The sequence below is a fragment of the Pseudomonas phenolilytica genome (assembly GCF_021432765.1).
Taxonomy (GTDB): domain Bacteria; phylum Pseudomonadota; class Gammaproteobacteria; order Pseudomonadales; family Pseudomonadaceae; genus Stutzerimonas; species Stutzerimonas phenolilytica.
The window spans coordinates 1112494-1126628 of record NZ_CP058908.1; the positions used below are offsets into that span (position 1 = coordinate 1112494).

Genomic DNA, 14135 nt, shown 5'->3' on the forward strand with positions numbered 1-14135 from the left:
CGACGCATGAGCAACCCGGACAACGCCTATATCCAATGGCTGGTCGACCAGTCCATGCTGCACGCGGCGCGCCAGAGCGCGCGCCTCTACGCCGGCCAGTCGCGCCTCTGGCAGCGCCCCTACGCCCAGGCCCGCCCGCGCGATGCCAGTGCGATCGCCTCGGTGTGGTTCACCGCCTACCCGGCGGCGATCATCACCGCCGACGGCGCCTCGGTGCTGCAGACGCTGGGTGACGAGCGGCTGTGGAGCGCGCTGTCCGAGCTCGGCGTGCAGGGCATCCACAACGGCCCGATGAAACGCTCCGGCGGCCTGCGCGGCCGCGAGTACACGCCCACGGTGGATGGCAACTTCGACCGCATCGGCTTCGACATCGACCCGGCGCTCGGCAGCGAGGAGCAGATGCTCCAGCTCAGCCGCGTCGCCGCCGCGCACAACGCCGTGGTGATCGACGACATCGTCCCGGCGCACACCGGCAAGGGCGCTGACTTCCGCCTCGCCGAAATGGCCTACGAGGACTATCCCGGCCTCTACCACATGGTGGAGATCCGCGAGGAAGACTGGGCGCTGCTGCCCGAGGTGCCGCCGGAGCGCGACGCGGTGAACCTGCTGCCGCCAGTGGTCGACCGTTTGAAGGAAAAGCACTACATCGTCGGCCAGCTGCAACGGGTGATCTTCTTCGAGCCCGGCATCAAGGACACCGACTGGAGCGCCACCGGCGAAATCACCGGGGTCGACGGCAAGGTGCGCCGCTGGGTCTATCTGCACTACTTCAAGGAAGGCCAGCCGTCGCTGAACTGGCTCGACCCGACCTTCGCCGCGCAGCAGCTGATCATCGGCGATGCCTTGCACGCCATCGACGTCGGCGGCGCGCGCGTGCTGCGGCTGGACGCCAACGGCTTTCTCGGTGTCGAGCGGCGTGCCGAAGGCAGCGCCTGGTCGGAGAGCCACCCGCTGTCGGTGACCGGTAACCAGCTGATCGCCGGCATGATCCGCAAAGCCGGCGGCTTCAGCTTCCAGGAGCTCAACCTGACCCTGGACGACATCGCGGCCATGTCCCACGGCGGCGCCGACCTGTCCTACGACTTCATCACCCGCCCCGCCTACCAGCACGCATTGCTCACCGGCGACAGCGAATTCCTGCGGCTGATGCTCAGGGAAATGCACACCATCGGCATCGACCCGGCGTCGCTGATCCACGCGCTGCAGAACCACGACGAGCTGACCCTGGAGCTGGTGCATTTCTGGACGCTGCACGCCTACGATCATTACCACTTCCGCGGGCAGACGCTGCCCGGCGGGCATCTGCGCGAGCTGATCCGCGAGGAAATGTATGAACGCCTGACCGGCGAGCAGGCGCCCTACAACCTCAAGTTCGTCACCAATGGCGTGGCCTGTACCAGCGCCAGCCTGATCGCCGCCGCGCTGGGCATTCGCGATCTGGACGCCATCGGGCCGGCCGAGGTCGAGCAGATCCAGCGCCTGCACCTGCTGCTGGTGATGTTCAACGCCATGCAGCCGGGCGTGTTTGCCCTCTCCGGCTGGGACCTGGTCGGTGCCCTGCCGCTGGCGCCCGAGCAGGTCGCGCACCTGATGGGCGACGGCGACACGCGCTGGATCAACCGTGGCGCGTATGACCTGGCCGATCTCGCGCCCGACGCGCAGACCTCCGCCGAGGGTCTGCCGCGTGCCCGCGCGCTGTACGGCAGCCTCGTCGAGCAGCTGCAGAACCCCGGTTCCTTCGCCTGCCAGCTCAAGCGCATCCTCAGTGTGCGGCGCGCCTACGACATCGCCGCCAGCCGGCAGATCCTGATTCCCGAGGTGCAGGCGCCGGGCCTGCTGGTGATGGTGCACGAGCTGCCGGCCGGCAAGGGTGTGCAGCTCACCGCGCTGAATTTCGGCGCAGCGCCGATCAGCGAGACGATCTGCCTGCCCGGCGTCGCGCCGGGGCCGGTGGTCGACATCATCCACGAGCGGGTCGAGGGCGATCTGACCGAGAACTGCGAGCTGACGCTCAACCTCGATCCCTACGAAGGCCTCGCCCTGCGTGTGGTCAGCGCCGCCTCGCCGGTGATCTGAGCGGCCCTTCGCGGGCCGGCGCCGCGCCGCTATAGTGCGCGGCGCCGATCGCCTCCCGTCTGCGAGAACCGCCGTGCCGCTCAATCCGTTCCTTCGTCTGACTCGGGGCCTGCTCACGCTGCTGGTGCTGGGCAGCGCCGCCGTCCCGGCACAGACCAGCTGCCCGTCCGGCGAGCAGCCGCTCTGCCTGGGCGGTAACTGCTTCTGCGTGCCCGGCGCGGCCACCGATGCCCAGGTGGTGCTCGAGCGCGTGCAGCAGATGAGCGCGCTGGCGCTGCAGAGCTGGATCCAGCAGTCGCGCGAGCAGCTGATCGCCGCCGGCGCCGAGCCGATTCCGCTGCACTTGCGCCTGCAACTGGAGCCTTACTTCGACCTGGCGGTGCTGGAGACGGCGCGCTTTCGCGTTGGCGACCAGGTTGCGCTGGATGCCGGCAACGCGCTGTTGCGCAACCCGGACGTCAACGCCGTCACCCTGATCGACGTCATCGTGTTCCGCCGCGCGGCAGACGCGCAGGACAACCTCGCGCTGTGGGCGCATGAGCTCAAGCACGTCGAACAGTATCTGGATTGGGGCGTGGCCGAATTCGCGCGGCGCTACACGCTGGATCACCGCGCCGTGGAAAGCCCCGCTTACGCGCTGGAGCGCGAGGTCGAGCAGGCGTTGCGTCAGGCCGAGGCGCAACCCTGAGCTGCGGACATGAAAAACCCCGCCGCGGCGGGGTTTTCGGTCACAGCGCTAGCGTTCAGTACACCGGCACCACCGCACCGGCGTACTTCTCGGCCATGAATTGCAGGACGTCTTGGCTATGCAGCACCTCGACCAGCTTCTGCATGGCGGCGCTGTCCTTGTTGTCCGGCCGGGCGACCAGGATGTTCACGTAAGGCGAGTCGCTGCCTTCGATGATCAGGGCGTCCTCGATCGGGTTCAGCTTGGCTTCCAGCGCGTAGTTGGTGTTGATCAGCGCCAGGTCGACCTGGGTCAGCACGCGCGGCAGGGTCGCGGCTTCCAGCTCACGCACCTTGATGTGCTTGGGGTTGTCGGCGATGTCCTTCGGCGTGGCGGTGATGCCGGCGCCTTCCTTCAGCGTGATCACCCCGGCCTTGGCCAGCAGCAGCAGCGCGCGGCCGCCGTTGGTGGCGTCGTTGGGAATCACCACGTTGGCGCCGTCGGGCAGCTCGTCCAGCGACTTGTACTTGCTGGAGTAAGCGCCGAACGGCTCGATGTGCACGCCGGTGACGCTGACCAGATCGGTGCCCTTGCCCTTGTTGAACTCGTCCAGGTACGGCTGGTGCTGGAAGAAGTTGGCGTCCAGGCGCTTCTCGGCGACCTGGATGTTCGGCTGCACGTAGTCGGTGAAGATCTTGATCTCCAGTTCCACGCCCTGCTCGGCCAGCTTGGGTTTGACGAACTCGAGGATCTCGGCGTGCGGCACCGCGGTGGCGGCGACTTTCAGTTCTTCGGCCGCGTGAGCGGAGAAGGCGGCAACGGTGGCCAGGGCGGCAATCAGTTTCTTCATCGTTCGGTTCCTTCAGGAGTTGAGCGGGGTGCGATGGTTCGCTCGCCCTGGTTGCGGTTATTTGCGCGAAAAGTGCGTGACCAGCCGGTCGCCGACGCTTTGCAGTACCTGCACCAGCACCAGCAGCAGGACCACGGTGACCACCATCACGTCGGTCTGGAAGCGCTGGTAGCCGAAGCGGATCGCCAGGTCGCCGAGACCACCGGCGCCCACCACACCGGCCATCGCGGTGTAGGACACCAGGGTGATGGCGGTGACGGTAATCGCCGCGATGATGCCCGGCCGCGCCTCCGGCAGCAATGCGCTGAAGATGATCTGCCGGGTGGTGGCGCCCATCGCTTGGGTGGCCTCGATGATGCCGCGGTCGACCTCGCGCAGCGCGGTCTCCACCAGCCGCGCGAAGAACGGCGCAGCGCCCACCACCAGCGGCGGAATCGCCCCGGCCACACCCAGCGAAGTGCCGGTGAGCAGCACGGTGAACGGGATCATCACGATCAACAGGATGATGAACGGCAGCGAGCGCAGCACGTTGACCACGAACGACAGCGCGGCGTACAGCGGGCCGTTCTCGAACAGCTGGCGCGGACCGGCGAGGAACAGCAGCACGCCCAGCGGCAGGCCGAGCAGGATGGTGAACAGCAGCGAGCCGCCGAGCATCAGCAGGGTGTCCAGCGAGGCCAGCCAGATTTCGTACCAGTCCACATTCCCTAACAAAGAGCCGAACAACGCATCCATCAGCGCAATACCTCCACGTGCACGTCGGCGGCCTGCAGACGGCTGATCGCCGCACTCATGTCACCGCCGATCAGCGACAGCGTGAGCTGGCCGTAGGGGGTGTCCTTGATGCGGTCGATGCGCCCGGACAGGATGCTGTAGTCGACCCCGGTTTCACGGGCGACCGTGCCCAGCAGCGGCTTGTAGGTCGAATCGCCCTGAAAGGTCAGGCGCAGGATGCGCCCTGGCACATGGGCGAAATCGTCGTGTTGCTCGCCTTCGTCCACTGCCTCGTCTTCCAGGACGAAACGCTGGGTGGTCGGGTGCTTGGGGTGCAGGAACACCTCGGTGACCGGACCCTGCTCGACGATCGCGCCGCCGTCCATCACCGCGACGCGATCGCAGACGCGGCGGATCACGTCCATCTCGTGGGTAATCAGCACGATGGTCAGCTGCAGCTCGCGGTTGATCTCGGCCAGCAGTTGCAATACCTGCGCGGTGGTCTGCGGGTCGAGGGCGCTGGTGGCTTCGTCGCAGAGCAGGATGTCCGGCTCGGTGGCCAGCGCCCGGGCGATGCCGACGCGCTGCTTCTGCCCGCCGGAGAGCTGCGCCGGGTATTTGCGCGCATGGTCCGTGAGGCCGACGCGCGCGAGCAGGGCGGCGACGCGGCGGTCGATATCGGCTTTCGAGTAGTTGCCGGCCAGGCGCAGCGGCATGGCGACGTTGTCGGCCACGGTCTTGGACATCAGCAGGTTGAAGTGCTGGAAGATCATCCCGACGCGCTGGCGGAAGCGCCGCAGGCCGTCGGCATCCAGCGCGGTGACATCCTCGCCGTTGACCAGAATGCGTCCGCCGGAGGGTTCCTCGAGGCGGTTGATCAGGCGCAGCAGCGTGCTCTTGCCGGCGCCGGAATGGCCGATCAGACCGAACACTTCACCGGAGGCGATCTCCAGCTGCGTCGGCTGCAGGGCGGGGACGTCCCTGCCGGCGGTCCGATAGGTTTTGTGGACTTGATGGAATTCGATCACGGGCGAACCTTGTGGGTGCGGCGTTCGTTGCCGGGATATTCGGCGAAAGCCGGGCATTCTACCCGTTTGCCGGGCGGGTCGCTCGAATGTGCCCATTCGATTGACTGAATATATCGCTGCCATAGGCAATGCAAATCGTCGCAGCCGGCAACCTTGCAGCCGTTGCCGGGGTCACTAACCGGTACGCCGTGAATTGATCACGCATCTGGCCAGCCCCGGCTCGATCGTTCGCGGTTCAGCTAATCGGCTAACCGAGGCCCATCATGACGCACAAGACCCCCAAACAGAGCGAGCTCGCCGGCACCGATACCGTCGACCGCGCCAATCACAACGCCAAGCTCGATCAGCTGGAAGCATTCCGCAGCGACGCCACCGGCGAGGCGCTGCGCACCAATCAGGGCGTGAAGATCGCCGACAACCAGAACACCCTCAAGGCCGGCGATCGTGGACCCTCGCTGCTCGAAGATTTCATCATGCGCGAGAAGCTCACCCACTTCGATCACGAGCGCATCCCCGAGCGCATCGTGCACGCGCGCGGCGCGGCCGCGCACGGCGTGTTCAAGAGTTACGCCGACCACAGCTGGCTGACCAAGGCTTCGTTCCTCGCCGGCGAAGGCAAGGAAACGCCGGTATTCGTGCGTTTCTCCACCGTGCAGGGCTCGCGCGGCTCGGCCGATACGGTACGCGATGCACGCGGCTTCGCTACCAAGTTCTACACCGACGAGGGCAACTTCGACCTGGTCGGCAACAATATGCCGGTGTTCTTCATTCAGGACGCGATCAAGTTCCCGGACTTCGTCCACGCGGTGAAACCCGAGCCGCACAACGAGATCCCGCAGGCGCAATCGGCGCACGACAGCTTCTGGGACTTCGTCTCGCTGACCCCGGAGTCCGCGCACATGGTGCTCTGGACCATGTCGGACCGCGGCATTCCGCGCAGCTTCCGGGCGATGGAGGGTTTCGGCGTGCACACTTTCCGCATGATCAACGCCGAGGGCGTCAGCCGCTTCGTCAAGTTCCACTGGAAACCGGTGGCCGGCGCGTTCTCGATGGTCTGGGACGAGACGCTGAAGATCGCCGGCAAGGACCCGGACTACAACCGCCGCGACATGTGGGAGTCGATCGAGAAGGGCGACTACTTCGAGTGGGAGCTGGGCGTGCAGGTGGTCGAGGAGGCCGACGAGCACAAGTTCGACTTCGACCTGCTCGACCCGACCAAGATCATTCCCGAGGAGCTGGTGCCGGTGCAGAAGCTCGGCAAGATGACCCTCAATCGCAACCCGGACAACTTCTTCGCCGAGACCGAGCAGGCCGCCTTCCACCCGGGACACGTGGTGCCGGGCATCGACTTCAGCAACGACCCGTTGCTGCAGGGCCGGCTGTTCTCCTACACCGACACGCAGCTGCTGCGTCTCGGCGGGCCGAACTTCCACGAAATCCCGATCAACCGGCCGGTGTGCCCGTTCCACAACAACCAGCGCGACGCCTTCCATCGCCAGACCATCCACAAGGGCCGCGCCAACTATGAGCCCAACTCCATCGATGGCGGCTGGCCCAAGGAAACCCCGCCGGCGGCCCAGGGCGGCGGGTTCGAGAGCTATCCGGAGCGGGTCGAGGGGCACAAGATTCGCAACCGCAGCGAATCCTTCGGCGACCACTTCTCCCAGGCCACGCTGTTCTGGAACAGCATGAGCGCGCCGGAGAAGGAGCACATCATCGGCGCCTATACCTTCGAGCTGGGCAAGGTCGAGCGGGTGTTCATCCGTGAGCGTCAGGTCAACGAGATCCTCGCCAACATCGACCTGGAGCTGGCCCGCCGCGTGGCCGAGAACCTCGGCCTGCCGGCGCCGAGCGCACCGACCGTAGCGCCGAAGGTGCCGACGCCGCAGAGCTCGCCGGCCCTGAGTCTGATGAACCACGTGCCGGGCAATATCAAGTCGCGCAAGGTGGCGATTCTGGTGGCTGCCGGCGTCGATGGCGCGGCGATCGATGCGTTCAAGGCCAAGCTGGCCGAGCAGGGCGCGCTGGCCAAGATCATCGGCCCGTCACCGGCGCCGGTGAAAACGGCGGACGGCAAGATGCTGCCGGTCGACGCCGCGATGGATGGCATGCCCTCGGTGATGTTCGACGCGGTGTTCGTCCCCGGCGGTGCCGATGCGGCGGCGGCCATGGCCAAGTCCGGCGAGGCCAAGCACTACCTGCTCGAGGCCTACAAGCACCTGAAACCCATCGTGGTGCTCGGTGCGGCACGGCCGCTGCTGGCATCGCTGAACCTCACCGCCGATGCCGGACTGCTGGAGGGCGATGCCGTCGATGGGGTATTCGGCCACTTCGCCCAGGCGCTCGGCCAGCACCGCATCTGGGCGCGTGAGGCCGCGGCGGCGGCGATCCCGGCGTAACGTAACGGGTCAGCGTAGGGTGGATGGCCGCAGCCATCCACGCGGATGAGGCGCGAGGTCCGGCATGAGGCCAAACCAGGCACTGACGCGTGGAAAATCGCTTCGCGAGTTTTCCACCCTACGCAGGCTTCGGTACCAGCGGGGCGTAGGGTGGATGGCCGCAGCCATCCACGCAGGGCGGCTCCTCAGCTGCCCTGCAGCTCCCGCCAGTGCAGGAACAGCCGCAGGTCGAACTCGATCTGCCCGTAGCCGGGCAGCATGTGTTCGCACAGCTTGTAGAAGGCGCGGTTGTGCTCGCTCTCGCGCAGGTGAGCGAGCTCGTGCACCACGATCATCTGCAAAAACTCCGGCGCCGCCTCGCGGAACAGCGCGGCGACGCGGATTTCCTTCTTCGCCTTGAGCTTGCCGCCCTGCACCCGCGATACCGCGGTATGCAGGCCCAGCGCGCGGTGAGTCAGGTCCAGCCGGTTGTCGTAGAGCACCTTGTCGATCGGTGGCGCGCTTTTCAGGTACTCCTGCTTGAGCGTCTGCACGTAGCCGTACAGCGCCTTGTCGCTCTGCACCTCATGACGGCCGGGATAGCGCCGTTGCAGGTAATCGTCCAGACGGTCCTCGGCGATCAGCTGGCGCACCTGAGCCAGCAGCGCTTCAGGGTAGCCGCGCAGGTACTTGAGATCGGTCATGCGCGCTTCGGCCAGGCGAAGCTGAGCAGGAACAGCGCGGCGGCGCTGACCACGATGGACGGACCGGCCGGGGTGTCCTCGTACCAGGACAGCGTCAGCCCCAGGCACACCGCGACGATACCCAGGATGCTGGCGCCCAGGGCCATCTGCTCCGGCGTGCGCGCATGGCGCTGTGCGGCCGCGGCGGGAATGATCAGCAGCGAGGTGATCAGCAGCACGCCGACGATCTTCATCGCCACGGCGATCACCACGGCGATCAGCAGCATCAGCGCCAGGCGAATGCCGGCCACCGGCAGCCCTTCGACCTTGGCCAGCTCCTCGTGCACGGTGATCGCCAGCAGCGGTCGCCACAGCGGAATCAGCATCAGCAGCACCAGGGCGCTGCCGCCGATGATCCAGGCCAGATCGCTCGGCCCGACGGCGAGCAGGTCGCCGAACAGGTAGCCCATCAGGTCGACGCGCACATCCTTCATGAAACTCAGCGACACTAGGCCGAGCGACAGCGTGCTGTGCGCGAGGATGCCCAGCAGCGTGTCCGAGGCCAGTGGCTGGCGCTGCTGCAGGGTCACCAGCAGCAGGGCGAGCAGCACGCAGCCGACGGTCACCGCCAGCGTCAGGTTGACGTCGAGCATCAGTCCGAGGGCGACGCCGAATAGCGCGGCGTGGGACAGGGTGTCGCCGAAATAGGCCATGCGCCGCCAGACCACGAAGGAGCCGAGCGGACCGGCGACCAGCGCCAGGGCGAGGCCGGCGAGCAGGGCGTTGAGCAGGAAATCGGGCATGCTAAGGCCTATTGATGCTTTGGCGCGAGCCGCGTTGCCGCGTCAAATGGTGCCAGGCAAGGCGCGGGACGCAGGCAATGGTCGCTCCCTTGGCAAGTCCCGCAACGCCGCATGGCACCATTTGACGCGCAACCCGAAGGGCCGGGCCAGTTTTAGCGCGGTGCTGCGTTATTCGTCGTTTATTTGGAATAACCAAACTTCTCTCCTCATGCCTTGCCCCGCGCTAAAACTGGATCCGGCGCGGCCGTGACAAAGCATCAATAGGCCCTACTAGTGCTTGCAGTTCGGGCCGTGGACATGGGGTTTGCCGATCACCACGCTGCCGTGCAGGTCGTGGCGGTGATCGTGCTGGTGGTGATAGACCGCGAGGCTGCGGGCGTCCTGGCCGAACAGCTCGACGAAGGCCGGGTCGGTACTGACCTGCTCCGGATGGCCGGAACAGCAGACGTGGCGGTTCAGGCAGACCACCTGATCGGTGGCGCTCATCACCAGATGCAGGTCGTGGGAGACCATCAGCACGCCGCAGCCGTAACGCTCGCGCAACCGGCCGATCAGCCGGTACAGCTCGGCCTGGCCGGCGACGTCGACGCCTTGCACGGGCTCGTCGAGCACCAGCAGCTCCGGTTCGCGCAGCAGGGCGCGGGCCAGCAGCACGCGCTGCAGTTCGCCGCCGGAAATTTTCTGCAGCGGGCTGTCGATCACCTGTTCGGCGCCCACCTCGCTCAGCGCCGTCAGCGCGCGGGCACGATCCACACCCGGCACCAGCCGCAGGAAACGCAGCACCGACAGCGGCAGCGTGGCATCGACATGCAGCTTCTGCGGCATGTAGCCGACCCGCAGCCTCGGCTTGCGCCAGACCTCGCCGCGCTCCGGCTTGAGCAGGCCGAGCACCACGCGCACCAGGGTGGTCTTGCCGGCGCCGTTGGGGCCGATCAGCGTGACGATCTCGCCGCGGTGCACTTGCAGGTGCGCGCCTTCCAGCACGCCCTGGCCGGCAAAGCGCACGTGGACGTCATCCAGCCGCAGCAGCGTATCGCTCATGCCGCGCTCCGGCATGGTGTGCACAGCCCGACCACTTCGACGGTCTGGCCTTCGACGGCGAAGCCGACGTTGCGCGCCGCGGCCTCGATGGCCTCGGCGATGGACGGTTGCTCCAGCTCGATGGCGGTGTGGCAGCTGCGGCAGATGAGGAACTGGCCCTGGTGCGGGTGCTCCGGATGGATGCAGCCGATGAAGGCGTTGAGCGAGGCGATGCGGTGCACCAGACCGTTCTCCAGAAGAAAATCCAGCGCGCGGTATACGGTCGGCGGGGCGGCGCGGCGGCCGTCCTGCTCGCTCAGCACGGCGAGGATGTCGTAGGCGCCGAGCGGTCGGTGGCTCTGCCAGACCAGCTCAAGCACACGCCGGCGCAGCGCGGTCAGGCGCACGCCCTGGCGCGCGCACAGCGCATCGGCTTCGGCCAGCGCATGGCTGACGCAGTGGTCGTGGTCGTGGGGCGTGCAGGCCAGCGGAGTCTTGGACATGGGCGGCGACGTTCTGATGGAGAGACGTTATTATGTACCATTTACAGCCTCCTGAGTGATAACCCGTGAAGCGTCTTTTCTCTCTCCCGCTGCTTGCCGCGTTGCTTGCATGCAGCGCCGTTGCCCAGGCCGACATTCGCGTGCTGACCAGCATCAAGCCGTTGCAGCTGATCGCCGCGGCGGTACAGGACGGCGTTGGCACGCCCGACGTGCTGCTGCCGGCCAGCGCTTCGGCGCATCACTACGCGCTGCGTCCATCCGACGTCCGGCGCATCCGCGAGGCCGAGCTGTTCTATTGGATCGGCCCGGATCTGGAAACCTTCCTGCCGCCGGTGCTGAAAGGGCGTAGCGGCGCGACCCTCGCCGTGCAGCAGCTGCCGGGCCTGACGCTGCGGCACTTCGGCGACGCGCCGGCCAGCGAAGAGGCCGCGGAGCATGACGAGCACGACGAACACGGGCACGACGCGCATGAGCATGAGACCGCCGCTGCGCACGACGAAGACGAGCACGACCACGATCACCGTCCCGGCAGCCTCGACGCCCACCTGTGGCTGCTGCCGGCCAATGCGCGGGTAATCGCCGAGCGCATGGCCAGCGATCTCGCCGCTGCCGACCCGACCAACGCGGCGCGCTATCAGGCCAACAGCGCGGCCTTCGCGCAACGCCTCGAGGCGCTCGACGGTCGCCTCGGCGAGCGATTCGAGGGCCTGCGGGGCAAGCCATTCTTCGTCTTCCACGAAGCCTACGACTACTTCGAGGCCGCCTACGGCCTGCGTCATGCCGGCGTGTTCAGTGCTGGCGGCGAGGCGCAGCCGGGAGCCCGGCATGTCGCGGCGATGCGCGAGCGGTTGCAGCAGGCCGGGCCGAGCTGCGTGTTCAGCGAGCCGCCGGCTCGCCCGCGTCTGGCTGAAACCCTGACTCGCGGCCTGCCGGTGCGGATGGCCGAGCTGGATGTGCTCGGCGTTAACCTGACGGTCGGCGCACGCGGCTACGAACAGCTCGTCGAGGACCTCGGCGACACCCTGGCCGACTGCCTGCAAGCGCTCTGACAGACGGCGTGCGCTGCTGCTGCAGCACGCGCCCACCCGTCGGGAATTGCGCTGTTTTCATGTTGGCTCCCACCCTCGATTGATATCCATCATGTGCGTCCGACGCGCTCATGACATAAGCTTCGCGATCTTTTTTATCCAATCGACGAAGGACGTGCAGCGCATGGCGAAGACGGGTGGGCCGGTCGCGGCAGAGAGCAAAATCACCTCCAGCATCCCCCTGCAGGTGGCCTCCGAAGATATCTGGGCGCAGAAATATCGCCTGACCAACAAGGACGGCACGCCGGTCGACGACAACGTCGACGCCACGTGGCAGCGCGTCGCCCGTGCCCTGGCCGATGTCGAGCCGGCCGAGCAGCGCGAGCACTGGCATGAGCGCTTCCTCTGGGCGCTGCGCAACGGCGCCATACCGGCCGGGCGGATCATTTCCAACGCCGGCGCGCAGGACTACAAGCCGGCGACTTCGACCATCAACTGCACCGTCTCGGGCACCATCACCGACTCGATGGACGACATCCTCGGCAAGGTCCATGAGGCCGGGCTGACGCTGAAGGCCGGCTGCGGCATCGGCTACGAATTCAGCACGCTGCGCCCGCGCGGATCGTTCGTCTCCGGTGCGGGCGCGCACACCAGCGGCCCGCTGTCGTTCATGGATATCTTCGACAAGATGTGCTTCACCGTCAGCTCCGCCGGTGGCCGTCGCGGGGCGCAGATGGGCACCTTCGAGGTCGGTCATCCGGACGTGCGCGAGTTCATCCGCGCCAAGCGCGAGGACGGCCGGCTGCGCCAGTTCAACCTCAGCCTGCTGATCACCGACGAGTTCATGCAGGCGGTGGAAGCCGACGGCGAGTGGCCGCTGGTGTTCCCGGTGCATGCCAAGGAAGCCGCCGAGCTGGACCTGAGCGACGCCGAGCACGTGCTCTGGCGCGAATGGCCGGTGCACGACAACTACATCGTGCGCGATGACGGCCTGGTCGCCTGCAAGATCTACGGGCGGGTCAAGGCGCGGCATCTGTGGGACATGATCATGGTCTCCACCTATGACTACGCCGAGCCGGGCTTCATCCTCATCGACCGCGTCAACCAGCTGAACAACAACTGGTGGTGCGAGGCGATCCGCGCCACCAACCCCTGTGGCGAGCAGCCGCTGCCGCCGTACGGCTCCTGCCTGCTGGGTTCGGTCAACCTGACCAGCTTCGTCATCGACCCGTTCGGCGCCGAAGCACGCTTCGACTGGGACAAGTACCGCGAAGTGGTGCGTATCTTCACGCGTATGCTGGACAACGTCGTGGAAATCAACGGCCTGCCGCTGGAGCAGCAGCGCCACGAGATCGAGACCAAGCGCCGCCACGGCATGGGCTTCCTCGGCCTCGGTTCGACGCTGACGCTGCTCAAGTTGCGCTATGGCAGCCCGGAAGCCTGCGTGTTCACCGAAGAAGTCGCGCGCGAGATGGCGCTGGTCGGCTGGGAACAGGCGCTCGAACTGTCCCGCGAGAAGGGTCCGGCACCGCTGCTGAGCGAAACCTTCACGGTCACCGCGGAGATGCTGCGCAAGCGTCCGGAAATGGCCCGTGATGGCTACAAGGTCGGCGATCAAGTGGCCGGCCGCGTGCTGCACGCCAAGTATTCGCGCTACATGCAGAAGATTGCCGAGTACGCCCCCGAGCTGATCGAGGCGCTGGCCACCGAAGGCGCGCGCTTCACTCACCACAGCTCCATCGCGCCGACCGGCACCATCAGCCTGAGCCTGGCCAACAATGCCTCCAACGGCATCGAGCCGAGCTTCGCGCATCACTACTCGCGCAACCTGATCCGCACCGGGCGCAAGGCCAAGGAAAAGATCGAGGTTTACAGCTACGAGCTGCTGGCCTATCGCACGCTGATCAACGAGCGCGCCAAGCCGGGCTCCGACGAGCCGGGCGAGAAGCTGCCGGACTACTTCATCACCGCCGACGACGTTACTCCGACCCAGCACGTCGACATCCAGGCTGCGGCGCAGAAGTGGGTCGACTCGTCGATCTCCAAGACCGCCAACGTGCCGACCGACTATCCGTTCGAGTCGTTCAAGGACATCTACCGCTACGCCTGGCGTCAGGGCCTGAAGGGTTGCACCACCTTCCGCTTCAACCCGGCGGCATTCCAGGGCGTGCTGGTCAAGGAAGCCGATCTGGAGAAAACCCTGTATCGCTTCACCCTCGAGGACGGCAGCGTGGTCGAACTCAAAGGTAACCAGGAAGTGGAATACGACGGCGAGGTGAATACCGCCGCCAACCTGTTCGATGCCCTCAAGGAAGGCTATTACGGCAAGTACTGAGCCGAGCCGCCAACTGAATAGTCGCCGGGCCGCCAACGCCGCCCGGCAGG

Annotated in this window: 12 protein-coding genes; 5 read left to right on the forward strand and 7 right to left on the reverse strand. The window is 66.5% G+C overall.

Translation table 11 applies throughout. The features are described 5' to 3' along the window. Nucleotides 1-6 precede the first annotated feature (6 nt). A complete protein-coding gene (treS, locus tag HU825_RS05335) occupies nt 7-2076 on the forward strand; it encodes a maltose alpha-D-glucosyltransferase (protein WP_234303066.1) in 2070 nt (689 codons plus the stop codon). A gap of 73 nt (nt 2077-2149) precedes the next feature. After that, a complete protein-coding gene (locus HU825_RS05340; RefSeq protein WP_431978447.1) occupies nt 2150-2764 on the forward strand; it encodes an eCIS core domain-containing protein in 615 nt (204 codons plus the stop codon). Nucleotides 2765-2819: 55 nt separating this feature from the next. Here HU825_RS05340 and HU825_RS05345 read toward each other — a convergent pair whose 3' ends face one another. Genes HU825_RS05345 through HU825_RS05355 form a run of 3 tightly spaced genes read right to left on the reverse strand, consistent with a single transcriptional unit; the run spans nt 2820 to nt 5335 of the window. Beyond that, entirely contained in the window at nt 2820-3593 is a 774-nt protein-coding gene (locus HU825_RS05345) for a MetQ/NlpA family ABC transporter substrate-binding protein (RefSeq protein WP_234303067.1), read from the reverse strand. A gap of 57 nt (nt 3594-3650) precedes the next feature. Continuing rightward, nucleotides 3651-4328 (reverse strand): methionine ABC transporter permease, encoded by a 678-nt coding sequence (locus HU825_RS05350; protein WP_043294889.1) that lies wholly within the window; start codon nt 4326-4328, stop codon nt 3651-3653. After that, nucleotides 4328-5335 carry a methionine ABC transporter ATP-binding protein gene (locus HU825_RS05355; protein WP_054094212.1) on the reverse strand — a complete coding sequence of 336 codons (1008 nt, stop codon included), beginning with the start codon at nt 5333-5335 and terminating at the stop codon, nt 4328-4330. The genes HU825_RS05350 and HU825_RS05355 overlap by 1 nt, the downstream gene beginning before the upstream one ends. A gap of 263 nt (nt 5336-5598) precedes the next feature. Between HU825_RS05355 and katE the strand changes: the two genes are divergently transcribed. Next, nucleotides 5599-7734, forward strand: a complete 2136-nt coding sequence (katE, locus tag HU825_RS05360; RefSeq protein ID WP_043294887.1) for a catalase HPII — start codon at nt 5599-5601, stop codon at nt 7732-7734. Between the two features lie 185 nt (nt 7735-7919). On the opposite strand, the gene HU825_RS05365 is transcribed toward katE, so the two are convergent. The 4 genes from HU825_RS05365 to zur form a co-directional block, all read right to left on the reverse strand. Further along, nucleotides 7920-8417, reverse strand: a complete 498-nt coding sequence (locus HU825_RS05365; protein WP_043294886.1) for a YgjP-like metallopeptidase domain-containing protein — start codon at nt 8415-8417, stop codon at nt 7920-7922. Beyond that, nucleotides 8414-9199: a zinc ABC transporter permease subunit ZnuB gene (znuB, locus tag HU825_RS05370; RefSeq protein WP_014595334.1), complete on the reverse strand. Its 786-nt coding sequence runs from the start codon at nt 9197-9199 to the stop codon at nt 8414-8416. The genes HU825_RS05365 and znuB overlap by 4 nt, the downstream gene beginning before the upstream one ends. A gap of 270 nt (nt 9200-9469) precedes the next feature. Then, nucleotides 9470-10240, reverse strand: coding sequence for a zinc ABC transporter ATP-binding protein ZnuC (gene znuC, locus HU825_RS05375; RefSeq protein WP_234303068.1), 771 nt, complete (start codon nt 10238-10240; stop codon nt 9470-9472). Then, the gene (gene zur, locus HU825_RS05380) at nt 10237-10722 is read right to left on the reverse strand and encodes a zinc uptake transcriptional repressor Zur (RefSeq protein ID WP_043294884.1); all 486 of its coding nucleotides are present in this window, start codon (nt 10720-10722) and stop codon (nt 10237-10239) included. Before zur ends, znuC begins: the two co-directional genes overlap by 4 nt. A 65-nt stretch (nt 10723-10787) precedes the next feature. Between zur and HU825_RS05385 the strand changes: the two genes are divergently transcribed. Continuing rightward, entirely contained in the window at nt 10788-11771 is a 984-nt protein-coding gene (locus HU825_RS05385; protein ID WP_234303069.1) for a zinc ABC transporter substrate-binding protein, read from the forward strand. Nucleotides 11772-11934: 163 nt separating this feature from the next. Next, nucleotides 11935-14085 carry an adenosylcobalamin-dependent ribonucleoside-diphosphate reductase gene (locus tag HU825_RS05390; RefSeq protein WP_138300760.1) on the forward strand — a complete coding sequence of 717 codons (2151 nt, stop codon included), beginning with the start codon at nt 11935-11937 and terminating at the stop codon, nt 14083-14085. The last annotated feature ends 50 nt before the right edge of the window (nt 14086-14135 follow it).